The sequence below is a fragment of the Variovorax flavidus genome (assembly GCF_030317145.1).
Taxonomy (GTDB): domain Bacteria; phylum Pseudomonadota; class Gammaproteobacteria; order Burkholderiales; family Burkholderiaceae_C; genus Variovorax; species Variovorax flavidus.
In genome coordinates this window covers 1047793-1071649 of the sequence record NZ_JASZYE010000001.1, presented here as the reverse complement: position 1 = coordinate 1071649, position 23857 = coordinate 1047793, and the positions used below count along the sequence as shown (strand labels likewise).

Genomic DNA, 23857 nt, shown 5'->3' with positions numbered 1-23857 from the left:
CCGGTCCGGCCCGAAGGAGACAAGCAGCATGACCCCGTCCAGCTCCGCGAATTCGCTTCAAGGTGCACCCGCCGTCGTCCACGCCTCGGCGCTGAAGACATCCCTCCATGTGGAGCCGCTGACCTGCACGATCGGCGCCGAGATCGGCAATGTCGACCTGGGTGCCGCGTCGCGCGACCCGGCGCTGGTGGGGGAGATCCGCCGCCTGCTGCTCAAGCATCGGGTGCTCTTTTTCCGCGATCAGGAGATCACGCGCGCCGAGCACGTGGCCTTCGCGCGCCACTTCGGCGAACTCGAGGACCACCCGGTGGCCGGCAGCGACCCGGATTACCCGGGGCTCGTGCGCATCTACAAGTCGCCCGACACGCCGAACGACCGCTACGAGAACGCCTGGCACACCGACGCGACCTGGCGCGAGAAGCCGCCCTTCGGCTGCGTGCTGCATTGCGTCGAATGCCCGCCAGTGGGCGGCGACACGGTGTGGGCCAACATGGTCGAGGCCTACGCGCAACTCCCCGAGGAGATCAAGACCAGGATCGCCGGCCTCCGCGCGCGGCACAGCATCGAGGCCAGCTTCGGCGCGGCGATGCCGATCGAAAAGCGCCTGGCGCTGCGCGCGCAGTTTCCCGATGCCGAGCACCCGGTGGTGCGCACCCATCCGGAAACCGGCGAGAAGGTGCTGTTCGTCAACGCCTTCACCACGCACTTCACCAACTACCACACGCCGGCCAACGTGCGCTTCGGCCAGGACGCCAACCCCGGCGCGAACCTGCTTCTCAATTACCTCGTGAGCCAGGCCAACGTGCCGGAGTTCCAGGTGCGCTTCCGCTGGAAGAAGAACACCGTCGCCTTCTGGGACAACCGCTCCACCCAGCACTACGCGGTGATGGACTACCCGCCCTGCCATCGAAAGATGGAACGCGCCGGAATCATGGGCGAAGCGACGTACTGAGCCGCCCGCCCGCTCCCGATTCACTCCAACGACACAGAAAGACGAACCATGAATTTCCTCGACGGATCACTGTTCCCCGAGAACCAGGACAAGCTGGTCATCACCGCCGCACCCTATGGCCCCGAATGGATTCCGGCTGATTTCCCGCAGGACATCCCGGTCACGATGGAAGAGCAGGTGCAGAAGGCAGTCGATTGCTACAACGCCGGCGCCTCCGTGCTGCACCTGCACGTGCGCGAGCTGGACGGCAGGGGTTCCAAGCGCCTGTCGATGTTCAACGAGCTGATCGCCGGCGTTCGCAAGGCCGTGCCGGACATGGTCATCCAGGTGGGCGGCTCGATCTCCTTCGCGCCCGAGACCGACGGCGCCTCCGCGAAGTGGCTGAAGGACGACACGCGCCACATGCTCGCCGAACTCGATCCGAAGCCGGACCAGGTCACGGTCACCGTCAACACGACGCAGATGAACGTGCTGGAGCACATGGAAGCGGAAGACATCGCCGGCACGTCCCTGGCCGACCCGGAGATCAATGCGGCCTACCGCGAGATGATCGTGCCCTCGGGGCCCGGCTTCATCGACGAGCACGTGCGCCGCCTGAGCGCCGCCGGCATCCAGAGCGCGTTCCAGTTCTACAACATCAACAGCTACGAAACCGTGGAGCGCCTGATCCGCCGCGGCGTCTACAAGGGCCCGCTGGTGATGAACTGGGTTGCCATCAGCGGCGGCATGGACGCGCCCAACATCTACAACCTGGCCAACTTCCTGCGGGCCATCCCCGACGGCGCGATGCTGACGGTGGAGAGCAGCATGCGCAACGTGCTGCCCATCAACATGATCGGCATGGCCATGGGCCTGCACGTGCGCTGCGGCATCGAGGACAACCTCTGGAACCAGTCGCGCACCGCGAAGATGACGACGGTGCAGCAGATCGAGCAGCTGGTGCGCATGTCGCGGGAGTTCGGCCGCGAGGTCGCCAACGGCAAGGAAGCCCGCGAGATCCTGAAGATCGGCGTGTTCTACGACACGGTCGAGGAGACCCTGGTGGCCAACGGCTTCGCGCCCAATCCCCCCGGACGCCAGCAGGGCTACCTGCGCAAGGTGGCTTGAACATGAACGCAGCGTTTGCCTCGCCGACGGTCCTGATCGTCCCCGGACTGCGCGACCACGTGGACGCGCACTGGCAGACGCTGCTGGCGGCCGACTTGCAGGCCCGCGGCCGCAAGGTCCATACGGTGCCGCCCATGGGGCGCGAAGACCTGGACTGCGCGGCCAGGGTCAATGCCATCGAGCGCGTCGCCAACTCCGTCGCCGGGCCGCTGGTCATCGTTGCCCACAGCGGCGGCAGCCTGATGGTCGCCCACTGGGCACGGCGCACGCGCCGCCCGGTGCAGGGGGCGCTGCTGGCGACGCCGCCGGATTTCGAGCGGCCCATGCCGGAGGGCTATCCGACGGTCGAGGCCTTGCTCGACGCCGGCTGGCTGCCCGTGCCTCGCAGGACGCTGCCCTTCCGCAGCATCGTGGTGGCCAGCCGCAACGATCCGCTCGCCGCCTTCGACCGTGTCGCCTTGCTCGCCCGCGACTGGGGCAGCGAACTGATCGACATGGGCGAGGTCGGGCATCTCAACCCGGCCTCGGGACACGGCCCCTGGCCGCTCGCCCATTACCTCATTCGCGACCTGTCCACGCCGCTCGCCGTGGCCGACTGACGTCCCCGCGATTCAACACATCCCCTCAAGGAAACCCATCATGTCCAAAGCCATTCGCCTGCACCAGACGGGCGGGACCGAAGTGCTCCAGCTCGAGAACGTCGAGGTCGGCGACCCCGGCCCCGGCCAGGTCCGCATCCGGCACACCTTCGTCGCCGTCAATTTCATCGACATCTATTTCCGCACCGGCCGCTATCCGATGCCGCTGCCCAACGGGCTCGGCTCCGATGCCGTCGGCGTCGTCGAGGCCGTCGGCCCCGGCGTGACCGATCTGCAGCCCGGCCAGCGCGTGGGCTACCTGATGGGCCCGCAAGGCGCCTATTCGGACGTGCGCGTGATGCCGGCCGAGTGGCTGATCCCGCTGCCCGACGGCATCTCCGACCGCACGGCCTCGACGCTGATGATGAAGGGCATGACCGCGCAGTACCTGTTCCGCCAGGTCTACCCGCTCAAGGGTGGCGAGACCATCCTGTACCACGCGGCCGCCGGTGGCGTGGGCCTGATCGCCTGCCAGTGGGCGCGCGCATTGGGGGTCACCATGATCGGCACCGTCTCCTCGGACGAGAAAGCCGCCATTGCCAGGGAAAACGGCTGCACGCACACCATCGTGACCACGCGCGAGAACATCGCCGCACGCGTGCGCGAACTCACCGACGGCAAGGGCGTGCCCGTCGTCTACGACTCGGTCGGCAAGGACACCCTGCAGGCCTCGCTCGACAGCCTGCAGCCGCGCGGCACGCTGGTGAGCAACGGCACCTCGTCGGGGCCGGTCGTGATCGACACGATGCAGCTCGCGGTCAAGGGGTCGGTCTGGGTCACGCGCCCGGCGATGGTCCACTACGCCACGCCGCGCCCGCACATGCTCGACATGGCCGCGGAACTCTTCGACCTAGTGCTGGCCGGCAAGATCCGCGGCGAGCCGAAGCAGATGTTCGCGCTGGCCGATGCCGCCGAGGCGCATCGCGCGCTGGAGTCGCGCCGCACCACCGGCGCCACGGTGCTGGTGCCCTGAGGCCGGCCGCCCGGTACACACTGCCATGACGCCCACACTCCACGCTCGCCCCGGCGATGCCGAGGGCTACCTGATCGGCCGGCGCCAGGCCTGGTTCGCGTTCGCGATGACCCTCGGCCTGATGATGGTCGACTACATCGACCGCCAGGTCATCGTTTCGCTGTTTCCCTACCTCAAGGCCGACTGGGGCCTGTCCGACAAGCAGCTCGGCGGTCTCGTCTCGGTCGTGTCGGTCACGGTCGGGTTGGGCGCGCTGCCGGTCGCACTCATCGCCGACCGCTCCAGCCGCGTGCGCAGCATCGTTGCCATGGCCACGATCTGGAGCATGGCCACGATCTCCTGCATGTTCACGCGCAACTACGGGCAACTGCTGGCGGCCCGTTCGCTGGTCGGGCTCGGCGAGGCCGGCTACGGCTCGGTGGGTGCGGCGCTGATCGCGAGCCACTTCCCGGCGCGGCTGCGTGGCGCGCTCCTGGCCGGCTTCTTCGCATCCGCATCGATCGGCTCGGTGTTGGGCGTGATGCTCGGTGGGCTCATCGCCGCGCGCTGGGGCTGGCAGGCGGCCTTCGGCGTGGTGGGTGTGCCGGGCCTGATCATGGCGTTGCTCTACCTCAAGGTGCGCGACTACCGCACCGTCGAACTCACGCCGCGGCTCGAACGGGCCGCGCGCTCGACGCGCAGCGCAGCCATCGCGGTGGCGCAGGGCCTGTTCCGCTCGCGCACGCTGCCCTGGGTGTGCGTGGGCGGCGCCGCGCAACTCGTCGTCGTCTCGGCGGTCTGGTCGTGGTTGCCGAGCTTCCTGAACCGCGTGCACGGGCTTGCGCCCGAGCAGGCCGCCGTGCGCGCCGCCCTGGTGGTGCTGTGCGGCGCTGTGGGCAGCGTGCTGTGGGGCGCGGTGGTCGATCGCGCCGGCGCACGCCGTCCGCATGCCAAGCTGCATGCGATGGCAGTGCTGTGCGTGGCATCGCTGCTGGTGCTGGGCACGGCCTTCGGCGCGCAGCGCTTGGGCATCGCGTTGTCGGCGCAGGCCCAGTTCGCGCTGATCGCCTTCGGCGGCTTCCTCATGACCTGCACGGTGGGGCCTGTCTCCGCCGTCGTGATCGACGTCATCCATCCCGGCGTGCGCGCCACCGGCTCGTCGGTGCTCGCGCTGTTCCAGAACCTCTTCGGGCTGGCCGCCGGCCCCTTCATCGCGGGCGTGCTGTCCGATGCCTGGGGCCTCGAAGCCACGCTGGCCGCGATGCCGGCCTTCGGCATCCTGGCGGCGCTGGCCTTCATGGCCGCGGCGCGCAGCTACGGCGGCGACATGCTGCGTGCCGGCGAGGCACCGGCCGACGCAACGGACAACCCGCCCATCCCCACGCGCAAGGCCATGGCCTGAGCGTCCCATCCAACCTCCATCTTCAGGACAAGACACCATGAACGGCCTCATGCAGCACCAGCCGCTGCTGATTTCCACGCTCCTCACCCATGCCGAACGCCACCACGGCTCGCAGGAGATCGTCTCCCGCCGCGTCGAAGGCGACGTGCACCGCTACACCTTCCGCGACCTCGCGCAGCGCGCGCGCCGCATGGCCCACGCCCTCGCGGCGATGGGCATCGAGCCCGGCCAGCGCGTCGCCACGCTGGCATGGAACGGCTACCGCCACCTGGAGCTGTACTACGCGGCCTCCGGCTCGGGCGCCGTGCTGCACACGCTCAATCCGCGCCTGCACGCCGACCAGGTGACCTGGCTGGCCGACCATGCGGAAGACCAGGTCCTGTTCTTCGACATGACCTTCCTGCCGCTCATCGAGGCCGTCGCTTCGCGCGTGAAGACCATCAAGGCCTTCGTCGCGATGACCGATCGCGCCCACATGCCGGTGTCGCCAAGCCTGCCGGGCCTGCTCTGCTACGAAGACCTCATCGATGCGCACGAGCCGGACTTCGTCTGGCCCCGTTTCGACGAGAACGCCGCCTCGTCGCTCTGCTACACCTCGGGCACCACCGGCAACCCGAAGGGCGCGCTCTACAGCCATCGCTCGACGATGCTGCACACCTTCGCAGCGGCCATGCCGGATGCCCTGAACTGCTCGGCGCGCGACGTCATCCTGCCGGTCGTGCCCATGTTCCACGTCAATGCCTGGGGCCTGCCGTACGTGGCCTGCATGGTCGGCGCCAAGCTGGTGCTGCCGGGTCCCTGGCTCGACGGCAAGTCGCTCTACGACCTGTTCGAGAGCGAGCGCGTGACCATGTCCGCCGGCGTGCCGACCGTGTGGCAGGGGCTGCTCGCGCATGTCGAATCCAACCGCCTGCGCTTCAGCACCATGCGCCGCACCGTCATCGGCGGCTCGGCCTGCCCGCGCGAGATGCTCCAGACCTTCCAGGAGCGCTACGACGTACACGTGCTGCACGCCTGGGGCATGACCGAGACCAGCCCCGTCGGTACGGTGTGTGCGCTCAAGCCCGCGCAACTGGCGCTCGAAGGCGAGGCCCGGCTCGCGCTGCAGGCCAAGCAGGGCAGGGCGGTGTTCGGCGTCGACATCAAGGTGGTGGGCGAGGACGGCAGCGAACTGCCGCGCGACGGTACAAGCGCCGGCGAGCTGATGGTGCGCGGGCCATGGGTCATCGCGAACTACTTCAACCACGACGGAGGCGACCCGCTGGTGCACGATGCCGAGGGCACCGGCTGGTTCCCCACCGGCGACATCGCGACCATCGACGCCGACGGCTTCATGCAGATCACCGATCGCAGCAAGGACGTCATCAAGTCCGGCGGCGAGTGGATCGGGTCGATCGATCTCGAGAACATCGCCATGGACCACCCCGGCGTGCACATGGCGGCCTGCATCGCGGCGCGCCATCCCAAGTGGGACGAGCGGCCGCTGCTGGTGGTCGTGAAGAAGCCCGGCGCGCAAATCACGCGCACCGAGCTGCTGGGCTACTACGAAGGCCGCATCGCGCGTTGGTGGACGCCGGACGACGTGGTCTTCGTCGACGAGATCCCGCTCGGCGCCACCGGCAAGATGCAGAAGAACAAGCTGCGGGACCTGTTCCGGGACCACCGGCTGCCCACGGCCTGACGCACGATGTCCACCCTGTCCATCGCCGCCTGGCCGCAACGCGGCCGACTGCTCTTTCCCGGCGTGCTGGCAAGCACCGTGGTAGCCGCGGCCGCCACGTTCCTGTCGCAGCACTACGGCGCGCCGGTCATGTTGTTCGCGCTGCTGCTCGGAATGGCCATGAACTTCCTGTCGAGCGACGGCCCCTGCGCGCCCGGCATCGAACTCGTGGCGCGGCAGGTGCTGCGCGTGGGCGTGGCCTTGCTGGGCCTGCGCATCACGGCCGCCCAGGTGGCGGCGCTGGGCTGGCAGCCGGTGCTGCTGGTGCTGCTCTCGGTGGCGCTGACCATCGGCCTGTCGATGCTCGCCGCCCGCTTGATGGGGTTCCAGCGCGTGTTCGGCCTGCTCACCGGCGGGGCGACGGCGATCTGCGGCGCATCGGCGGCGCTCGCGCTCGCGGCGGCGCTGCCGGCGCATCCCCTGAAGGAGCGCGCCACGCTCTTCACCGTGGTGGGCGTGTCGGCCCTGTCGACGCTGGCCATGATCGTCTACCCGATGCTGGCCCACCTGCTGGGACTCGACGACCGCCAGGCCGGCGTGTTCCTCGGCGCCACCATCCATGACGTGGCGCAGGTGGTCGGCGCGGGCTACGGCATGTCGCGCGATACCGGCGACGTCGCCACGTTGGTCAAGCTGATGCGTGTGGCGATGCTGCTGCCGGTGATCGTGTTCGCCGTCGCGTTCGGCCGCGTGGCCGCGCGCTCGGGCCAGGCCATTGGCAAGCGGCCGCCGCTGCTGCCGTGGTTCGCCGTCGCCTTCGCCGCGCTGGTCGCGGTCAACAGCGCCGGATGGATCGCCGCGCCCATCGTCTCGCTCGGCGGCGACCTGTCCCGCTGGTGCCTGGTGTCCGCCATCGCCGCCATCGGCATGAAGACCCATCTGCGCGATCTCGCCTCGGTCGGCCTCAAGCCGGTGATGCTGATGCTGGGCGAAACCATCTTCCTCGCGTTGCTCGTGCTTGCATTGCTGCGCTGGGCGTCCTGAAATCACACAATCCAGAGTTCAAGCATGACCTTCGATTCCAAAACCCGCCGCACCCTGTGCGCCGCCATGTTGATCGGCGCGAGCCTGTTCGCGCCCGGCGCGCAGGCGCAGGCTCCGGCAAAGTGGCCGGAGAAGCCCTTGCGCATCGTCGTGGCCGGTCCGGCCGGCGGCTCCGCAGACGTCATTGCGCGCGTGGTGGCCGACGGCCTGTCGCGCGAGATCGGCCAGCCCGTGATCGTCGATCCCAAGCCCGGCGCCGCCGGCGTGCTCGCGGTCAACGAACTGTCGCAGGCGCCGCATGACGGCCACACGCTGCTGGTCGGCGTCAACTCGCTGGTGAGCGAGATCCCGCACATCGTCCACCTCAAGGTCGACATGGCGACCGAGATCAAGCCGGTGGCCGAACTGGCGCGCGGCGGCCTCGTCATGGTGGGCACGCCCTCGCTGCCCGCACGGAACTTCGGCGAGCTCATGACCTGGGTCAAGGCCCAGCCCGGAAAGGTCAACTACGCGTCGTACACGGCCGGCACGGTGTCGCATGTTCTGGGCCTGCAACTCAACAAGGCGGCCGGCATCGACATGGCGCATGTGGGCTACAAGGGATCGACGCCGGCCCTGACCGACGTGATGGGCGGCCACGTCCAGCTCATGTTCGACGGCATGGCCACCTCGCTGCCGCTCATCAAGGCCGGCAAGCTCAAGGCCTTCGCGGTGAGCGCGCCCAAGCGCTCACCGATGCTGCCGGACGTGCCGACCTTCACCGAACTGGGCTACCCGCAACTCGAAGCCATTGGGTGGATGGGCCTGTGGGTCAAGCCCGACGTGCCTGCGCCAGTGCAGGCGCGCCTGCGCGAAGCAGTGCTCAAGGTGCTGGCACAGCCCGCTGTGCGCGAGCGCATCGAAGGCACGGGCCTCGAATCCGGCCAGCCGCGCAGCCCCGAGCAGATGTCGAAATCGCTGCAGTCCGACTACGCCCGCATGGGCGAGGTACTCAGGTCGATCAACTTCAAGCCGGAGTAACTTCTCCAGGCGCACGGCGGCCCATGTGACGGGCTACGACCTGGGCCTGCGGCACGGCTTTCTGAGCTTCAAACGCCGGGCACGGGCGCCTTGTGCCAGCCCGCGTCCGGGTCGAGGCGCTTCATGGCGCGTGCGGCCGCGTCGGTGCCGGGGCCGAGGTCTTTCTCGTACACCACGCCATCGTGGTTCACCATGAAGGTCATCACGCCCGATTCACCATAGCGAACAGGCCAGGCGACGAGCCCGAAGCCGCCGCGCATGCGGCCGCCGATCACGTAGTCGTAGGCCCCTCCGGGTGCATTCGGGCCTTGCGCCTTCAGGATCCTGAACAGGTAGCCGTGGTAGCCCTGGCCGGGCTTCGAGCCGCCGTAGACCGGCCCTAGCGGGCTCAGCGGCTGCCCCGGCTCGTCGGGCCAATAGAGGCCGTCGCGCCGGCCGGGCGTGCTGACGATCTTCTGCGCATATTCCAGCACGCCGTTGCCGTCGTGGTCGGTGCGCGCGTATTCCCGTTGCGCATCGAAGTACGCCAGCGCTGCCTGCATGGCCGCCAACTCGTTGCGGCCGATGCGGCGGGTCTGCATCATGTCGGCGCCAGCACGCGGATCGAAGTGCCAACCCTTACCGGCCTTCACGATGGGAATCGGTAGCGTCCAGTCACCGTCGCCTGCCGCCAGGAGGGCCTTCTCAGGGCCTTCTGAAACGATGCCGTGCTTGCGTGACCAGGCTTCCAGGAAGGCGTAGATGTCCTCGCGATCGAGTTCCCCGGGCGGCACGAAGCGCCGCCACTCCGAGCCGAGCACGATGTGCAGCGCGGCGAGGTCGTTGGTTGCGATGGCGTCGGTGAATGCCTGTGCCGCGGCCTCCGGTGTCGGGTACACGCGCTGGGCCGATGCGGGTGCGCTGGCGAGCGCCACGGCAGCGATGGCCGTGGCGGCGAGAAGGCGAAGTGCATGGGGCATGGTGTGGTTCCCGATGAACGATGAGAGGGGCATGGCGCGCTCCTTGGTGCTAGCGACGACCTCCGCCGCCACGACCACCGCCGCCGCCGCGACCGCCGCCGCCGCCGGCTCGGGCGCCGCCGCCTCCGCCACTCGGCCGGGCGTGGCCGCCTCCGGCGCCCGCCGATTGCCGGCTCGCCGCGCCCCGATCCATCTGCTGGCGGGTATCCATGCCGCCTGCGCCACGCAGCGCGTTGTCCCCGCCGCCGCGATGCTGCACTGGCTGCGACGACGCGCGATCGGCCTGGCCGAAATTGCCGCCGGCGCCCCCAGCGCCCCCGCGATTGCCCCCGCCGCGGTCACCACCGGCGAAGTTGCTCCCCGCGCCCCCCCGGTCGCCACCGCCCAGGTTGCCCCCAGCGCCGCCGCGATCGCCGCCGCCCAAATTGCCGCCTGCGCCGCCGCGATCGCCGCCGCCCAAATTGCCGCCTGCGCCGCCGCGATCGCCACCGCCCAAATTGCCGCCTGCGCCACCGCGATCACCGGCGCCCGCACGGTCGCGGCCTGCGCCTTCCGCGGCCCGCTCTGCGCGGTCCCGCGTGGCTGGGTCGTTGCGCAGGTTCTCGCGTCCCGCGCCGGGGTCCATGCCGCGTTGCTGCAAGGCCGACTGGGCCTGCTGGCGTTGCGTATCGCGTGCGCCATCGCGGCCCCGGAAGTCCGCGCGTTGATCCGCACCCCCCACGCCGCGTTCGAACTGCTGCTGGCTGCGGCTGTCGCGGTACGGCACGCCCTTGCGGTTGGCCGCGTTGTGCTGCCAGTTGCTCTGGTTGGCCGAGATCTGGCGGTTGGTGTTGATGCTGTTGTAGCGGTTGGTGTTGATATTGACGTTGCCGCCGCCCCAGTTGGCGTTGCCCCAGAGCGCGCCCACCGCCGCCACGCCCACGCCGAAGGCGATGCCTGTCGCCAGGGCAGCGCCGGGGTAGTAGTAGGGTGCCGGCGGGTAGTAGTAGGGTGGGTAGGCCGGATAGGGCCACGTGCCGTACACGACCGCGGGGTTGTAGGCCGGCACGTAGACGGTCTGCGGGTCTGCCGGCTCGATCTTGATCACCGTCTGCTGGGTCTGCGGCTCCTGCTCCACCAGCACCTTCTGCTGCGGCGTGGTCTTGAGATTCCCCGATCGCTGGGCCTGCGTGCGAAGGCGCTGGGCCGCGTCGAGGACGTCCTTCGACGAGGCCAGGAAGGCGTCGCCCAGCTTCTGCACCCAGTCGGGCTGGTCGCCCATCATCTGGATCACCTGCGGGAAGGCCACCAGCGATTGCACGCTCGGATCCCAGGACTGGCTCTGCACCGCCTTCACGGCCGCGTCACCCTTCTGGTTGGGGTTGGCCTTCGACCATTTCGCGGCGTCGGCCACGTCGGCCGGATAGGTGGCGGCCATCAGCACCTGCGACAGCAGCGAATCGGGATACAGCGCGATCGGCGCCATCATCTGGTCGAGCTGCTCGCGCGTGAAGGCAGGTGCTTCCTGGGCAGCCGCAAGGGCGGAACAGGCGAGCGCGAGGATGCCGATCGCGGCGCGTGCCATCCGCGCGGCGCGCAGGCACATCGCGGCGGCCAGGTGTCGGGTTCGAATGCTCATGCTGCAGCCTTTCACGTAACCAGCGGCATCGCTGCCGTGCCAGCATAGAAAGCCGCGGGCGCTTCGACCATCGCACCAAAGTTGGATGGCGCGGCCTGCACGCGGGGGGAGTGGCGATTTCGAGCACCCCCGTCCCCCCAATCAAGAGGGGGAGCTCCAACCCCTCCAAAACCCAGAATTTGCACCGTGAGCCGAGTGGCCGTGCGCTGACGCCGGCTCGCACCGTCGCAACAACATCTGGAGACCTCTTGAACCATCCGAGACCCCTGTCAGGGGCCACCCTTGGTCGTCCCTCTGCCCGACTCAGCGCGGTCGGCATCGCTGTACTCGCCGCCGTGTTCGCCACCGACGCCGCCCACGGCTTCGAGATCAACACCGGCAATCCCGACCTGGAGGTGCGCTGGGACAACACGGTGCGCCTGAACTACGGCAACCGCGTTGAAAGCCGCGATCCGAAGATCGGCAATTCCGCCGTGTCCGACGAAGGCACCTACAGCTTCGACCGCGGCGATGCCGTGACCGAGCGCGTGGACCTGCTGACGGAACTCGACGTCGTCTACAAGAAGAACTTCGGCGCGCGCGTCAGCGCCGCCGGCTGGTATGACGCCGCCTACGGGGACAACAGCCGGACGAACCCGTTCCCGCCGCTGTCGAACATCCCGAGCTACATCAACAAGCGCTACAGCGACTACACCTTGCGCTTCTACCAGGGGCCTTCGGGCGAAGTGCTCGACGCCTTCGTGTTCGGCGGCACCGACATCGGCAGCGTGCCGGTTCGCGGCAAGCTCGGCCGCCAGACGCTCTACTGGGGCGAGTCGCTGTTCCTCGGCGGCAACCTGCACAGCGTGGCCTACGCGCAGAACCCGCTCGATCTGCAGAAGGGCTTTGCCACGCCCGGCGTGGAAGCCAAGGAACTGTTCCGTCCGCTGAACCAGGTGTCCGGTTCGGCGCAGCTCACCGACACGCTCTCGGTGGGCGCGCAGTACATGTTCCAGTGGGAGTCCTTCCGCTATCCCGAAGGCGGCACCTACCTGGGTCCGGTGGACTTCGCCTTCAATGGCCCCGACCGCCAGTTCCTCTCCCCGGCGCTCGGCTTCGCGGCGCGCGGCAACCCGTCGGAACCCCGGCAGAGCGGCGAAGGCGGCCTGTCGGCGCGCTGGAGCCCGACATGGCTCGATGGCACGATGGGCTTCTACTGGCGCAACTTCGCCGACAAGCTGCCGCAGACCTTCCTGACGCGAGTCGGCCCCGGCATCAGCCGCTACAACCTGATCTACGCCGACAACATCGACATGTACGGCGTGAGCCTGGCTAAGAACATCGGCGGCGTCAGCGTCGGCGCGGAACTCTCCTATCGCCGCGACACGCCGCTGAACAGCACCGTGCTGGGCATCGCGCCGGGCCTGCCCGCGCAAGGCGACACCAAGGGACCGCGCGGCGACACCTACCACGGCCTGGTCAACGCCGTGGGCGTGATCCCGAAGACGGCCCTGTTCGACACCGCCTCCTGGGCAGTCGAACTGGTCTGGTCGCAATGGGCCAAGGTGCGCAGCGGCGCCAATCTCTTCTACGCCGAAGGCTTTGCAGCCTGCGCCGGCAAGGACAAGTGGGACGGCTGCACCACCAAGAACTACATCGGCACGGGCGTCGCCTTCACGCCCACGTGGTTCCAGGTGTGGCCGGGCGTGGATCTGTCGATGCCGGTCAGCTACGCCGTCGGCCTGAGCGGCAATGCCGCCACCATCTTCGGCGGCAACCAGGCCAACGGCAACTACAGCATCGGCCTCGGCGCCGACGTGTACCAGAAGTACCGCTTCGACCTGAAGTACATCGACTACGTCGGCCGCTACCGCTCCAACGCCACGCAGGTCATCGCCCAGAACGGCTTCACGACGCTGCTGAAGGATCGCGGCTTCATCAGCCTGACCTTCAAGACCACCTTCTAAGCAATTGCGGGCCGCTTGCGCGGCCATCCAACCACTCCGGGGGCATCAAGGAACCCCGGGGGCGGACCTCCTTTTTCCTTGAAAGGAAACGATGATGAACATCTCACGACAACTCCTCGCCGGCCTCGTCGCCGCATCCACGGGCCTGGCGGCGCATGCCGCGCCCAGCGCCGACGAAGCCAAGGCGCTCGGCGCGACACTCACGCCCGTCGGCGCCGAGAAGGCCGCCAACAAGGACGGCACCATCCCGGCCTACAGCGGCGGGCTGACCTCCGCGCCCGCCGGCTTCAAGGCCGGTGACGGCGTGCGGCCCAATCCCTTCGCGGGCGAGAAGCCTCGCCTGGTCATCGACGCGAAGAACATGGCCGAGCATGCGGACCGCCTCACCGAAGGCACCAAGGCGCTGCTGCAGAAGTACCCGAGCTTCCGCGTCGATGTCTACCCCACGCACCGCAGCGTGGCCTTCCCGAAGTTCGTGACCGACAACACCACGAAGAACGCTGCCAATGCCAGGACGGCCAACGACGGCCGCTCGATCGAGGGCGTGCATGCGGGCTTTCCGTTCCCGATCCCCAAGGACGGCTACGAGGCGATGTGGAACCACCTCGTGCGCTTCAACGGCCAGAGCTACGAAGCCAAGTACCGCAACCTCAACGTCGATGCCAACGGCCGGCCGGTGCTCGCCACCGAAGGCGTGAGCGTGCAGGACTACCCCTTCTGGGACACCGCCAAGCAGGACGCCGACACCTTCTGGCGCATCAAGCTCACCTACACCGGCCCGGCCCGCCGCGCCGGCGAGGCGCTGATGATCGTCGACCCGCTCGACATCGGCCAGAAGGACCGCCGCGCCTGGAGCTACCTGCCCGGCCAGCGCCGCGTGAAGGTCGCGCCCGATCTTTCGTACGACACGCCCAACCCCGGCACCGCCGGCGCCACCACCTTCGACGACACCTTCATCTTCAACGGCTCGATGGACCGCTTCGACTTCAAGCTGGTCGGCAAGAAGGAGATGTACGTGCCTTACAACGCCTACGAGGCCGTGTACCAGGCCAAGCAGGACGACCTGCTCAAGCCCAACCACCTGAACCCGGATCTGGTGCGCTGGGAGCTGCACCGCGTGTGGGTCGTCGAGGCGAAGCTGCGCGACGGCAAGCGCCACGTCTACGGCAAGCGGACCTTCTACCTCGACGAGGACTCGTGGTCGGCGCTGGCTTCGGACAACTACGACGCACGCGGCCAGATGTACCGCGCGGGCTTTGCCTACATGGCGCCGAGCTATGACCTGCCGGCACCGTACACCGACATGTTCGGCCACTACGACTTCGTTGCCCGCGTCTATTCGCTGACGGGCTTCATCGCCGAGACCGGCGGCATGCGCCACACCAAGCCGATGACGGACCGCGACTGGACGCCCGACTCGCTGGCCGGCTCCGGCATCCGCTGAGCGCAGCGCAAGCCCATACGGAACGGGGAGCAGGAACCATGACATTCGATCCATCGCGGCGCTCGCTCGTCGGCGCACTGGCGCTCGCTTGCAGCGGCGCGGCCGTGGCGGCCTGGGCCGCTTCGGCCGACCCCGCAACGGCATGGCGCGACGTGCTCGACACCCCGGCCGTGCGCAGCACGCTGGGCGCCCGCTCGCTCATCAACGGGCTGGCCCGCGCGGGGCAACGCATCGTCGCGGTCGGCCAGCGCGGGCACGTCCTGCTGTCCGACGACGGCGGCGCGAGCTGGCGGCAGGCCGAGGTGCCGGTCAGCTCGGATCTCGTGGCCGTCTGCTTCCCGACGGAAAGACAAGGCTGGGCCGTGGGCCACGACGGCGTGATCCTGCGCAGCACGGATGCGGGCCAGAGCTGGACGCTCCAGCTCGACGGCAGGCGCATGGGCGCGCAGGACGCGGAGAACCCCTTGCTCGATGTCTGGTTCAAGGACGCGCAGACCGGCTATGCGGTCGGCGCCTTCGGCCTGGCGCTGCGCACCGACGACGGCGGCGCACACTGGGAGCCGCTGACGCAGGCGCTCGACAATCCCAAGAGCCTGCACCTCTATGCGCTCCGGTCCGTCGGCAACGACGTCTTCATCGTGGGCGAGCAGGGGCTGCTGCTGCAGCTCGACAGCGCCACGGGCCGCTTCGCCGCCCGCGAGACGCCTTACAAGGGCACCCTGTTCGGCATCGTCGCCGGCACGCGCGCGCTGATTGCCTTCGGCCTGCGCGGCAGCGTGGTGCGCAGCACCGACGGCGGCCGCAGCTGGTCGCAGGTCGCCACCGGCGTGCAGGCAGGCTTGACCGCGGGCCTGCGCCGCAGCGACGGCAGCATCGTGCTGGTCAGCCAGGCCGGCCACGTCCTCGTCAGCCGCGACGACGGCGCGAGCTTCCAGCCATTGCGCGTCGAACAGCCCATGCCCGCGGCCGCCGTGGCCGAGGCGGCCGGCGGCGCCCTCGTCATTGCCGGGCCGCGCGGCGCCGCGCGCCCATTGCCGTTGTCCTGAACGCGGCCGGAGTTCCTTCATGCATACCCCCGTCCATTCCGACAAGGATGGCGAGCACGCGACGCTCGCCACCTTCGACCCCCGCTCCGGCTCGCTGCTGGAGCGGTTGGTCTTCAATCACCGCCTCGTCGTGATGCTCGCCTGTGCGCTCATCACGGTGGTGCTGGCCGCGCTCGCAGTAGGCCGGCTGTCGCTCAACGCCAGCTTCGAGAAGATGATCCCGCACGGTCATCCCTACATCCAGAACTACCTCGAACACAAGGATGATCTGCGCGGCCTGGGCAACTCCCTGCGCATCGTGGTCGAGAACAAGCGCGGCGACGTCTACGACGCGGGCTACCTCGCCACGCTGCGCAAGATCAACGACGAACTGTTCCTCATGCCGGGCGTGGACCGCGCCTGGCTCAAGTCGCTGTGGACGCCTTCCGTGCGATGGACCGAGGTCACGGAGGAGGGCTTTCGCGGCGGCCCCGTGATGCCCGACGGCTACGACGGCTCGCCACGCGCCACCGACGAACTGCGCGGCAACATCGCGCGCTCCGGTCTGGTCGGCAGCCTGGTCGCGAGCGACTTCAAGTCCAGCATGATCGTCGTGCCCCTGCTCGACAAGGACCCGACCACCGGCCAGCGCATCGACTACCGCGCGCTGTCGCACGCCATCGAGGAGTTGCGGACCCGCTACGAGGCCGCGCCGGCCGGCGAGTCCCCGGCGGTCCGCATGCATGTCGTCGGCTTCGCCAAGCTCGTCGGCGACCTGATCGACGGCCTGCACCAGATGGCGCTCTACTTCGCCGTGGCCGCGCTCATCGCCGCGGTCATCATCTACCTCTACACGCGCTGCGTGCGCAGCACCGGGCTGGTGATTGCGTGCTCGCTGATCGCGGTCGTGTGGCAGCTCGGACTGGTCGCGGCCTTCGGCCTCGAACTCGATCCCTATTCGATCCTCGTGCCCTTCCTGGTGTTCGCCATCGGCGTCTCGCACGGCGCGCAGAAGATGAACGGCATCATGCAGGACATCGGCCGCGGCGCCCACCGGCTGGTGGCCGCGCGCTTCACCTTCCGCCGGCTCTTCCTGGCCGGCCTGACCGCACTGCTCGCGGACGTGGTGGGCTTCGCGGTGCTCATGGTGATCGACATCCCCGTCATCCAGGAGCTGGCGCTGACGGCCAGCGTCGGCGTGGCAGTGCTCATCTTCACCAACCTGATCCTGCTGCCGGTGCTGCTGTCCTATGTCGGCGTGAGCCCCGAAGCGGCGGCGCGCAGCCTGCACGCGGAGGAGGGCGCCGGCAAGGCGCGCGGCTTCGAGCGCCTGTGGAACTTGCTCGGCCATTTCGTCGAGCGGCGCTGGGCCTTGCGCGCCGTCGTCGCGAGCGCGGCGCTCGCCGTGCTCGGCTTCGGCGTCAGCCAGGGCTTGAAGATCGGCGACCTCGACCCCGGCGCGCCCGAGCTTCGGGCGGACTCGCGCTACAACCGCGACAACGCCTACATCACGGACCACTACGCGCTGTCGAGCGACACCTTCGCCGTCATCGTCAAGACCGCGAAGGAAGGCTGCCTGAAGTACCCCACGCTGGTCGAGGCCGACCGCCTGGCCTGGACGCTGCAGCAGCTTCCGGGCGTGCAGACCACGGTGGCGCTGACCGGTGCGGTGCGCCAGATCACCGCGGGCAGCAATGAGGGCAGCCCCAAGTGGCTCACCATCGCGCGCAACCAGGACGTGCTGAACTACGGCGCGCAGCAGGCCAGCGTCAACAATCCGGACCTCTTCAACACCGAGTGTTCGGTGATGCCCGTGATCGCCTACCTGTCGGACCATCGGGCCGAGACGCTCGACGGCGTGGTGCGCGCAAGCGCCGAGTTCGCGCAGGCCCATGACAGCGAGGACCGCAAGTTCCTGCTGGCCGCCGGCAGCGCCGGCATCGAGGCCGCCACCAACATCGTCGTGCGCAAAGCCTGGGGCCAGATGCTGATGCTGGTCTATGCGGCGGTCATCGTGCTGTGCTTCATCACGTTCCGAAGCTGGCGTGCGGTGGTGGTCGCGGTGGTTCCGCTGGTCATCACCTCCGTGCTGTGCGAGGCGCTCATGGTGGTGCTGGGCATCGGCGTCAAGGTTGCGACCTTGCCGGTGATCGCACTCGGCGTGGGCATCGGCGTCGATTACGCGCTGTACCTCCTGAGCGTGCAGCTTGCCTTCCAGCGCAAGGGCGACACGCTGGCGGTAGCCTACCGTCGCGCGCTGCAGTTCACGGGCAAGGTGGTGGTGCTGGTCGGCATCACGCTGGCCGCGGGCGTGATCACCTGGGCTTTCTCGCCGATCAAGTTCCAGGCCGACATGGGCATCCTGCTCGCCTTCATGTTCGTCTGGAACATGGTGGGGGCGGTGGTGCTGATTCCCGCGCTGTCGCACTTCCTGCTGCCGGGACGCAAGGCAGGCGAGGAAGCGGAAAGCTCGCCGAAGCCCAAGCGCAGGCGCGAGCGCTTGCGCCTCGCCCTGGGACGGGCGAGACTCGGGCACTGACCGGGCGGCGCCCGACACCCAGACGGAGGTCCACATGAAGGCTTTCACGATCAGGCGCGACAGTCCGCTTGCGGCGCGCACGGTAGCGAGCACGGCGCGCGCCCTCGCGGGGGCCGTGGTGCTGGGGCTGGCGGGGTGCGCCTACTACGGCTACCCCGTGCCGGGCGCGATGCCCGCGAGCTTCGACCGGTCCTTTGCTGCCGCCGCAGGCGCCATGCGCGACCAGGGGCTGGCGGTCAGCGTCGAGGACCGCGGCAGCGGCACCGTCGTCGGCCGCGCCGGGCAGGGCACCGTGACGGCCTCGGTCCGTCAGCAGGCCGATGGCAGCGTGCGCGTGCAGTTCGACGCCACGGGTCCGAGGGACCCGGGGCTGATCGATCGCGTTTCGCGCAGCTACGACGCGCGCATGGGGCGCTGACGTCTGCCGCATGCACTTCATGTGCCGAAGGGAGAGCTAGTCGGCGTTTTCGTCGTCGGCCTTCGACGGTTGGGAGGCAAACGCTTCTGCGACAGCGGCCGCGACCTTTTCCCATATCGCGTCGTTCTGCAAGGCCGGGTATCTTTTGGCCAGGCTTCCCGAACGCGTACCATTGTTCTCTCGTGTCGAACGGATGATTGCGTCCACGTCGGGGTCCGGGCCTTCGATGATTTCCTTTACGGCCGCTCGCGCTTGGCCAAGGCTTCGAATGAACGAGGCTTGGGCATGCATCTCCTGTTGAATCGTGCGTGCGAGGAGGCCGGCGGTGTATTCGACGTGACTCGTCAGATCGAGAAACCGCCAGGCGAGTCGAGCGTCTGCGTACGCATCGAAATGGAAATTCGACAGGATGCCGTCAGGCTGCACCTCGGATTCCCTTGCGAAGCGGTACCGGTCGGCGTAGCGCTCCATCAACGGTCGCGAGAATGCTTCGAGCGCCTCGTCATAGCGTGCGCGTTCCACGGAGTGCTCCGTGATCAAGGCGGAAATTGGAAGGATGAAGGGCGCGTGAATTGCGCCATCGCGCCGCAGGACGTCATTGATCAAGAATCGGTGAACACGGCCATTACCGTCGGCCAAGGGATGGATGTACACGAACCCGAATGAGGCAACGGCGGCGCGGGCGGTGGCCGACGCGCTCTTCGTTCGATCCACAAAGGCTCGCAACCCGTTGAGCATCGGAGCCACATCAGGCCAGTCGGGCGCAACGTAGTGCACGACGTTTTCGTAGCGCACGGTCTCGCCGACGAATACTGGCGATTGCCGGAGCCCGAACGATGCGAGCGTCGTCGCCTCTCCCAGAATGTCGCGCTGAAGCTTGGCCAGATCCTCGCCTGTCAGCGGAATCTCGCCCCCGCCGGTGCGCGTTTCCATCACCGCAGCGAAGCGTCGGACGCGATTCACTTGATCTTGCTCGCCTTCGATCAGGAAGCTCGATCGGCTCTCTCGCAGAGTCATCCAAACGGCGCTGCGGCGCAAGACCTCTGCGCCGAACTCGGCTTCCTCCTTGCTCAATGCGCCGGCCAGGTCGAACTCAATGCCCGCACGAACCTGCGGTGTGAGGCGCACCGTTGGGCAGAAATCACTGGTGCCAGGCATGTTGTCGCGCACACGCCATCGGCCGACGTTCACGCTCGTTGAAGCAACCAACTGGCCGTCCGGATCCAGGGCATCGACATACCGGCCACCGATTAGCTTGCTTTCCACATCGAGTTCGCGCCTTGTGATCCACTCGTAGAGGAAGCCCGCACGGCGCGCGTATTGCCCGGTAGGCTCGGAGCGCACCCAATCGACGAGCAATTGCGGATCCACCCGATCGAAAAGGCGCGCCAAGAGTTCGAGGTGCGCACCCTCGTGCTTGAGAAAGAAGGTGAGATGGGCCGGCAATGTGGAGTCCGGCCGCGTTGGTTCTTGATGGACTTCCCGCCGATGGTCGGCGCGATGTACTGTGTGTCGGCGAGGGCCGATCTCACTACGCACGTGGAGAGGTTGAACCAATTCAAGGTCGAATTCGCGCGCAAGCCATGCCCCGCCGATTGGATCGCCGGCAAGCTCTGGCGTTGGCGGCCGCGAATTTCTCTGTGCCATTTCGCGATCCTAGCTAGAAAAACGGTAAATCCTGCATAAAAACGATGTGAATCGCGGCCATTTGCATAAAAATGATTTGCGAAATGGCCGCGATGCGCAGCTACGACGCGCGCATGGGGCGTTGACTCAGGCGTCGCGAACGACCATCGCTTCGAGGGTCGCCCGTGCGGCGTCAAACCGGCGATCGAGTTCCGCCTTGACCAAGTCGACGAAGGCGTTTGCGTGGACGGGGTCCATGCGGTGTTTCTCCCTCAGCCAAAGGGGCGCGTTCTGAAGCAGTTCGATGATCCGGACGATGCCGTGATGCGTCTTTTCCAGTTCGGCGAGTTCGGCCTTGACTTGTCGAAGCGGACTCTGGCCGGCGGGGGGATCGTTGGGGAGGCGCGCGGGCGCGCAGATAGGGTGAGCCATGAATGGCCTCCAAGGAGTGTGGTTTGCTACAACCGCCGCACTCACTTCCACGTGATGGCGGCAGCTCGAACGGGGTGGAAGACCGGACACCCCTTGCGAGAACCGGCAGGGCGTGAGCCCTCCCGTCCGAGCCGCCTAAAAAGGGGCGCGAACGAAAAAGCCGCTGGTCCTGCGGAGCCTGCGGCTTTCGTCGCAGGGGTGATAGCCGGGCTTCCACGCCCGATCACGCCTTTTGGTGACGTGACGGGCCGGAGTATAGCGACGGCACTTATCGTTTGAAGAAGCCCCTCTGAGCCTCACGCCCGTACGCAAATCCTCTTTGCATTGCCGGCGAGTGCGTCCACCATGACCGGCTGTTTGCCATCGCACCATGCTGCCGCCCTTCGATCCCTGGCTGACGAGCTGCGTCTCCGCCGACGTCGCAGTGGCCTCGCATGCGCGCGCGGATGCACTTGCCGGCCGGCGGGCGCAGCGCCTGGCGAGCCTGCTCGGCTCGGCGGCGAGCGGATCGGCGCTTTATCGCAAGCTCTTGGCAGGCCGCGATCCGGCGCATTGGCGTCTCGCCGATCTTCCGATCGCACGCAAGGCTGAATTGATGCAGCAGTTCGACGACTGGGTCACCGATCCGGCGCTTCGGCTCGACGAGCTGCACCACTTCGCATCCGACTGTTCCTGCATCGCCGACGCCTTCTGCGGCCGCTACGTCGTGTGGGAAAGCTCGGGCAGCACCGGCGAGCCGGCGATGTTCGCGCAGGATGCCAAGGCAATGGCGGTGTATGACGCGCTCGAATTCTGGCGCGGGCCCGCGCTGCAGCGGACGACGAATCCATGGTCCATCCCCGAGCGCATCGCCTTCGTCGGCGCGACGGGCGGTCACTTCGCGAGTTGGGTGTCGATGGAGCGCTTGCGCCGCTTGAATCCCGCGATGGCGAGCAGCCTGCATGGCATCTCGTTCCTGCAGCCCGCCCGTGAACTGGTGGCGGAACTCAATGCGCTGGCGCCGACAGTGGTCGCCACCTATCCCAGCGTCGCCGTGCTGCTGGCGGAGGAGCGGCAGGCCGGACGGTTCGAAGCAGCGCCGGGCGCACTGTGGACGGGTGGTGAAGATCTTTCGGCAGCGACGCGCGAATACCTGCAACAGGCCTTGGATTGCCGCGTCGCGAACAGCTACGGCGCTTCGGAATTCCTCGCGCTCGCCTCCGAGTGCCGTTTCGGCAACCTGCACCTGAACAGCGACTGGGCGATCCTCGAATCGGTCGACGAACAGGGCCGCGAAGTACCGGCCGGCGAGGCCGGCGCGACCGCCTTGCTGACCAACCTTGCGAACCATGTGCAGCCGCTGATCCGCTACGACCTGGGCGACCGCGTGACGCTGCATGCCGAATCCTGTGAATGCGGCTCTCATCATCCGGTGATCGAAGTCCAGGGCCGCAACGACGACTCGCTGCAACTGGGTCGGCCGGGCGATCCGATGGTCCGAATCACACCGCTCGCGGTGAGCACGGTGCTCGAAGACGACGCCGGCCTGTTCGATTTCCAGTTGGAGCAACAAGGGCCCTGCCAGCTGCTGCTGCGCACGGGCCTGCATGGCGAGACAGCCGATTCAAGCCTGCAGCGGGCGCGTGCGGTGTTGTCGGACTTTCTGGCGGGGCAGGGCGCGGGCGGCGTTCACATCCACTGCCGCAGCGGCGAGGTCAGCCGTGGTCGCAGCGGCAAAGTGCAGCGGGTTGTTTCGATGCTTGAAGCTTCGGCGGGAGTTCACTAGGCTTGCGCCAGACCCGTCGTGTGGAGACAGACATGAGCACCGCGAATCCCTTGCCCATCGCTTATGGATTCTTTCAGCCGATGCTGGATTGGCAGTCGGCGCTGGCCGAAAGCTGGCTGCAGGCGCAGGGCGTCCAGCTCCAGATGCTGAGCAACTGGCACCATCCGTTCGTCGCAGTCCACCAGGAACTGTGGGACCAGTGGGTGGCCCATTTCGGCGGAGGCGTGCCGCTGGACGCCTAGTTCGCGATCCGTCGCACCAGCGCCTGCGTGAACTCCGCCGTCGACGCGCTGCCGCCCAGATCGCCCGTCCTGACCTTGTCGACGTTGAGCGTGTCGTCGATCGCCCGGCGCAGCCGCTTCGCCTTCTCGGGCAGCTTGCAGTGGTCGAGCATCAGCGCCGCCGCAAGCAGCAACGCTGTCGGATTCGCAATGCCCTTGCCAGCGATGTCGGGCGCCGAGCCATGGACCGCTTCGAAGATCGCCGCATCGGTTCCGATGTTGGCGCCCGGCGCCATGCCAAGGCCGCCGACCAGCCCGGCCACGAGGTCGGACAGGATGTCGCCGAACAGGTTGGTGGTGACCAGCATGTCGAACTGCCATGGGTTGAGCACCAGCTTCATCGCGCAGGCGTCGACGATGATGGTGTCGAGTTCGAACCGGCCCTTGTACTTCTGCTCGTAGAGTTGCAGGCCGGTCTCCAGGAACAGGCCGGTCAGCACTTTCATGATGTTGGCCTTGTGCACCAGCGTCACCTTCTTCCGGCCTGTCGCGATGGCGGTCTCGAAGGCGTATTCGAGCAGGCGGTGGCAGCCCTGGCGGGTATTGATGCCGGTCGCCATGCCGACCGCGTGCGGGTCGTCGTCGATGCGCACGTAGTGCTCGTGCCCGATGTAGAGCCCTTCGAGGTTCTCGCGCACGACCATCAGGTCGATCTTGTCGAAGCGCCCGCCCGGAATGATGGTGAGCGCGGGGCGCAGGTTCGCGTAGAGCTGGAATTCCTCGCGCAGGCGCACGTTGGACGACCGGTAGCCGCCGCCCGAAGGCGTTTCCAGCGGGCCCTTCAGGGCCAGCCGGGTGCGGCGGATGCTGTCGAGCGTCGCGGCAGGCAGCGGGTCGCCCGCCAGTTGCACGCCGCCGAGGCCCGCGATCTGCCGGTCCCATTCGAACGGGGCGTCCAGCGCATCGAGTGCGGCCAGCGCCGAGTCGACGATTTCGGGGCCGATGCCATCGCCGGGGATCAGGGTTGCGGGAATGCGAGCGGTCATCGGCAGGTACTTTCAGACAGATGATGGGTTGCGAACAAAACAA

20 protein-coding genes are annotated in these 23857 nt (G+C 67.9%); 15 read left to right on the top strand and 5 right to left on the bottom strand.

What is annotated here, in order from left to right; all coding sequences use genetic code 11:
- Nucleotides 1-28 precede the first annotated feature (28 nt).
- The 8 genes from QTH90_RS05155 to QTH90_RS05120 are packed head-to-tail and all read left to right on the top strand — an operon-like array spanning nucleotide 29 to nucleotide 8775.
- Nucleotides 29-952: a TauD/TfdA dioxygenase family protein gene (locus QTH90_RS05155; RefSeq protein WP_286663439.1), complete on the top strand. Its 924-nt coding sequence runs from the start codon at nucleotides 29-31 to the stop codon at nucleotides 950-952.
- Nucleotides 953-1000: 48 nt separating this feature from the next.
- The gene (locus QTH90_RS05150; RefSeq protein ID WP_286663438.1) at nucleotides 1001-2059 is read left to right on the top strand and encodes a beta-keto acid cleavage family enzyme; all 1059 of its coding nucleotides are present in this window, start codon (nucleotides 1001-1003) and stop codon (nucleotides 2057-2059) included.
- A 2-nt stretch (nucleotides 2060-2061) separates the two neighbouring features.
- On the top strand, nucleotides 2062-2658 hold the full coding sequence (locus QTH90_RS05145) for an RBBP9/YdeN family alpha/beta hydrolase (RefSeq protein WP_286663437.1): 597 nt from the start codon (nucleotides 2062-2064) through the stop codon (nucleotides 2656-2658).
- Nucleotides 2659-2698: 40 nt separating this feature from the next.
- A complete protein-coding gene (locus QTH90_RS05140; protein ID WP_286663436.1) occupies nucleotides 2699-3670 on the top strand; it encodes a quinone oxidoreductase family protein in 972 nt (323 codons plus the stop codon).
- Nucleotides 3671-3695: 25 nt separating this feature from the next.
- Nucleotides 3696-5051, top strand: coding sequence for an MFS transporter (locus QTH90_RS05135; protein ID WP_286663435.1), 1356 nt, complete (start codon nucleotides 3696-3698; stop codon nucleotides 5049-5051).
- A gap of 37 nt (nucleotides 5052-5088) precedes the next feature.
- Nucleotides 5089-6732 carry a 3-(methylthio)propionyl-CoA ligase gene (locus QTH90_RS05130; protein WP_286663434.1) on the top strand — a complete coding sequence of 548 codons (1644 nt, stop codon included), beginning with the start codon at nucleotides 5089-5091 and terminating at the stop codon, nucleotides 6730-6732.
- A 6-nt stretch (nucleotides 6733-6738) separates the two neighbouring features.
- Nucleotides 6739-7755: a YeiH family protein gene (locus tag QTH90_RS05125; RefSeq protein ID WP_286663433.1), complete on the top strand. Its 1017-nt coding sequence runs from the start codon at nucleotides 6739-6741 to the stop codon at nucleotides 7753-7755.
- 24 nt (nucleotides 7756-7779) lie between these two features.
- Complete coding sequence (locus QTH90_RS05120) at nucleotides 7780-8775, top strand: Bug family tripartite tricarboxylate transporter substrate binding protein (protein WP_286663432.1); 996 nt, start codon at nucleotides 7780-7782, stop codon at nucleotides 8773-8775.
- 68 nt (nucleotides 8776-8843) lie between these two features.
- On the opposite strand, the gene QTH90_RS05115 is transcribed toward QTH90_RS05120, so the two are convergent.
- Together QTH90_RS05115 and QTH90_RS05110 are read right to left on the bottom strand one after the other, a co-directional pair.
- Nucleotides 8844-9767, bottom strand: coding sequence for a DUF2950 domain-containing protein (locus QTH90_RS05115; protein ID WP_286663431.1), 924 nt, complete (start codon nucleotides 9765-9767; stop codon nucleotides 8844-8846).
- A 16-nt stretch (nucleotides 9768-9783) separates the two neighbouring features.
- Nucleotides 9784-11352, bottom strand: a complete 1569-nt coding sequence (locus QTH90_RS05110; protein WP_286663430.1) for a DUF3300 domain-containing protein — start codon at nucleotides 11350-11352, stop codon at nucleotides 9784-9786.
- 248 nt (nucleotides 11353-11600) lie between these two features.
- Here QTH90_RS05110 and QTH90_RS05105 point away from each other — a divergent pair, with 248 nt between their 5' ends.
- The 5 genes from QTH90_RS05105 (at nucleotide 11601) to QTH90_RS05085 (ending at nucleotide 18724) form a co-directional block, all read left to right on the top strand.
- On the top strand, nucleotides 11601-13298 hold the full coding sequence (locus QTH90_RS05105) for a DUF1302 domain-containing protein (protein WP_286663429.1): 1698 nt from the start codon (nucleotides 11601-11603) through the stop codon (nucleotides 13296-13298).
- A gap of 94 nt (nucleotides 13299-13392) precedes the next feature.
- Complete coding sequence (locus QTH90_RS05100; protein WP_286663428.1) at nucleotides 13393-14742, top strand: DUF1329 domain-containing protein; 1350 nt, start codon at nucleotides 13393-13395, stop codon at nucleotides 14740-14742.
- Nucleotides 14743-14780: 38 nt separating this feature from the next.
- Entirely contained in the window at nucleotides 14781-15788 is a 1008-nt protein-coding gene (locus QTH90_RS05095) for a WD40/YVTN/BNR-like repeat-containing protein (protein WP_286663427.1), read from the top strand.
- A gap of 19 nt (nucleotides 15789-15807) precedes the next feature.
- Entirely contained in the window at nucleotides 15808-18306 is a 2499-nt protein-coding gene (locus QTH90_RS05090; protein WP_286663426.1) for an efflux RND transporter permease subunit, read from the top strand.
- A gap of 34 nt (nucleotides 18307-18340) precedes the next feature.
- On the top strand, nucleotides 18341-18724 hold the full coding sequence (locus QTH90_RS05085) for a hypothetical protein (RefSeq protein ID WP_286663425.1): 384 nt from the start codon (nucleotides 18341-18343) through the stop codon (nucleotides 18722-18724).
- A 36-nt stretch (nucleotides 18725-18760) separates the two neighbouring features.
- Here the strand turns inward: QTH90_RS05085 and QTH90_RS05080 are convergent, their stop codons facing one another.
- Both QTH90_RS05080 and QTH90_RS05075 read right to left on the bottom strand, forming a co-directional pair.
- Complete coding sequence (locus QTH90_RS05080) at nucleotides 18761-20371, bottom strand: Fic family protein (protein ID WP_286663424.1); 1611 nt, start codon at nucleotides 20369-20371, stop codon at nucleotides 18761-18763.
- Between the two features lie 126 nt (nucleotides 20372-20497).
- The gene (locus QTH90_RS05075) at nucleotides 20498-20782 is read right to left on the bottom strand and encodes a hypothetical protein (protein WP_286663423.1); all 285 of its coding nucleotides are present in this window, start codon (nucleotides 20780-20782) and stop codon (nucleotides 20498-20500) included.
- A 370-nt stretch (nucleotides 20783-21152) separates the two neighbouring features.
- Here QTH90_RS05075 and QTH90_RS05070 point away from each other — a divergent pair, with 370 nt between their 5' ends.
- Both QTH90_RS05070 and QTH90_RS05065 read left to right on the top strand, forming a co-directional pair.
- Nucleotides 21153-22547 (top strand): phenylacetate--CoA ligase family protein, encoded by a 1395-nt coding sequence (locus QTH90_RS05070; RefSeq protein WP_286663422.1) that lies wholly within the window; start codon nucleotides 21153-21155, stop codon nucleotides 22545-22547.
- Nucleotides 22548-22579: 32 nt separating this feature from the next.
- Nucleotides 22580-22789 carry an HAD family hydrolase gene (locus tag QTH90_RS05065; protein WP_286663421.1) on the top strand — a complete coding sequence of 70 codons (210 nt, stop codon included), beginning with the start codon at nucleotides 22580-22582 and terminating at the stop codon, nucleotides 22787-22789.
- Here the strand turns inward: QTH90_RS05065 and QTH90_RS05060 are convergent.
- Nucleotides 22786-23814: an isocitrate/isopropylmalate dehydrogenase family protein gene (locus tag QTH90_RS05060; RefSeq protein WP_286663420.1), complete on the bottom strand. Its 1029-nt coding sequence runs from the start codon at nucleotides 23812-23814 to the stop codon at nucleotides 22786-22788. The genes QTH90_RS05065 and QTH90_RS05060 overlap by 4 nt on opposite strands.
- Nucleotides 23815-23857 lie beyond the last annotated feature (43 nt).

Bases quoted from the DNA above. Each gene is read 5' to 3' on its own strand.
- QTH90_RS05060 (WP_286663420.1), bottom strand. From the start codon at position 23,814: ATGACCGCTCGCATTCCCGCAACCCTGATCCCCGGCGATGGCATCGGC.
- QTH90_RS05095 (WP_286663427.1), top strand. From the start codon at position 14,781: ATGACATTCGATCCATCGCGGCGCTCGCTCGTCGGCGCACTGGCGCTC.
- QTH90_RS05140 (WP_286663436.1), top strand. From the start codon at position 2,699: ATGTCCAAAGCCATTCGCCTGCACCAGACGGGCGGGACCGAAGTGCTC.
- QTH90_RS05085 (WP_286663425.1), top strand. From the start codon at position 18,341: ATGAAGGCTTTCACGATCAGGCGCGACAGTCCGCTTGCGGCGCGCACG.
- QTH90_RS05150 (WP_286663438.1), top strand. From the start codon at position 1,001: ATGAATTTCCTCGACGGATCACTGTTCCCCGAGAACCAGGACAAGCTG.
- QTH90_RS05145 (WP_286663437.1), top strand. From the start codon at position 2,062: ATGAACGCAGCGTTTGCCTCGCCGACGGTCCTGATCGTCCCCGGACTG.
- QTH90_RS05130 (WP_286663434.1), top strand. From the start codon at position 5,089: ATGAACGGCCTCATGCAGCACCAGCCGCTGCTGATTTCCACGCTCCTC.
- QTH90_RS05065 (WP_286663421.1), top strand. From the start codon at position 22,580: ATGAGCACCGCGAATCCCTTGCCCATCGCTTATGGATTCTTTCAGCCG.
- QTH90_RS05135 (WP_286663435.1), top strand. From the start codon at position 3,696: ATGACGCCCACACTCCACGCTCGCCCCGGCGATGCCGAGGGCTACCTG.
- QTH90_RS05075 (WP_286663423.1), bottom strand. From the start codon at position 20,782: ATGGCTCACCCTATCTGCGCGCCCGCGCGCCTCCCCAACGATCCCCCC.
- QTH90_RS05100 (WP_286663428.1), top strand. From the start codon at position 13,393: ATGAACATCTCACGACAACTCCTCGCCGGCCTCGTCGCCGCATCCACG.
- QTH90_RS05125 (WP_286663433.1), top strand. From the start codon at position 6,739: ATGTCCACCCTGTCCATCGCCGCCTGGCCGCAACGCGGCCGACTGCTC.
- QTH90_RS05155 (WP_286663439.1), top strand. From the start codon at position 29: ATGACCCCGTCCAGCTCCGCGAATTCGCTTCAAGGTGCACCCGCCGTC.
- QTH90_RS05110 (WP_286663430.1), bottom strand. From the start codon at position 11,352: ATGAGCATTCGAACCCGACACCTGGCCGCCGCGATGTGCCTGCGCGCC.
- QTH90_RS05080 (WP_286663424.1), bottom strand. From the start codon at position 20,371: ATGGCACAGAGAAATTCGCGGCCGCCAACGCCAGAGCTTGCCGGCGAT.
- QTH90_RS05090 (WP_286663426.1), top strand. From the start codon at position 15,808: ATGCATACCCCCGTCCATTCCGACAAGGATGGCGAGCACGCGACGCTC.
- QTH90_RS05115 (WP_286663431.1), bottom strand. From the start codon at position 9,767: ATGCCCCTCTCATCGTTCATCGGGAACCACACCATGCCCCATGCACTT.
- QTH90_RS05120 (WP_286663432.1), top strand. From the start codon at position 7,780: ATGACCTTCGATTCCAAAACCCGCCGCACCCTGTGCGCCGCCATGTTG.
- QTH90_RS05070 (WP_286663422.1), top strand. From the start codon at position 21,153: ATGCTGCCGCCCTTCGATCCCTGGCTGACGAGCTGCGTCTCCGCCGAC.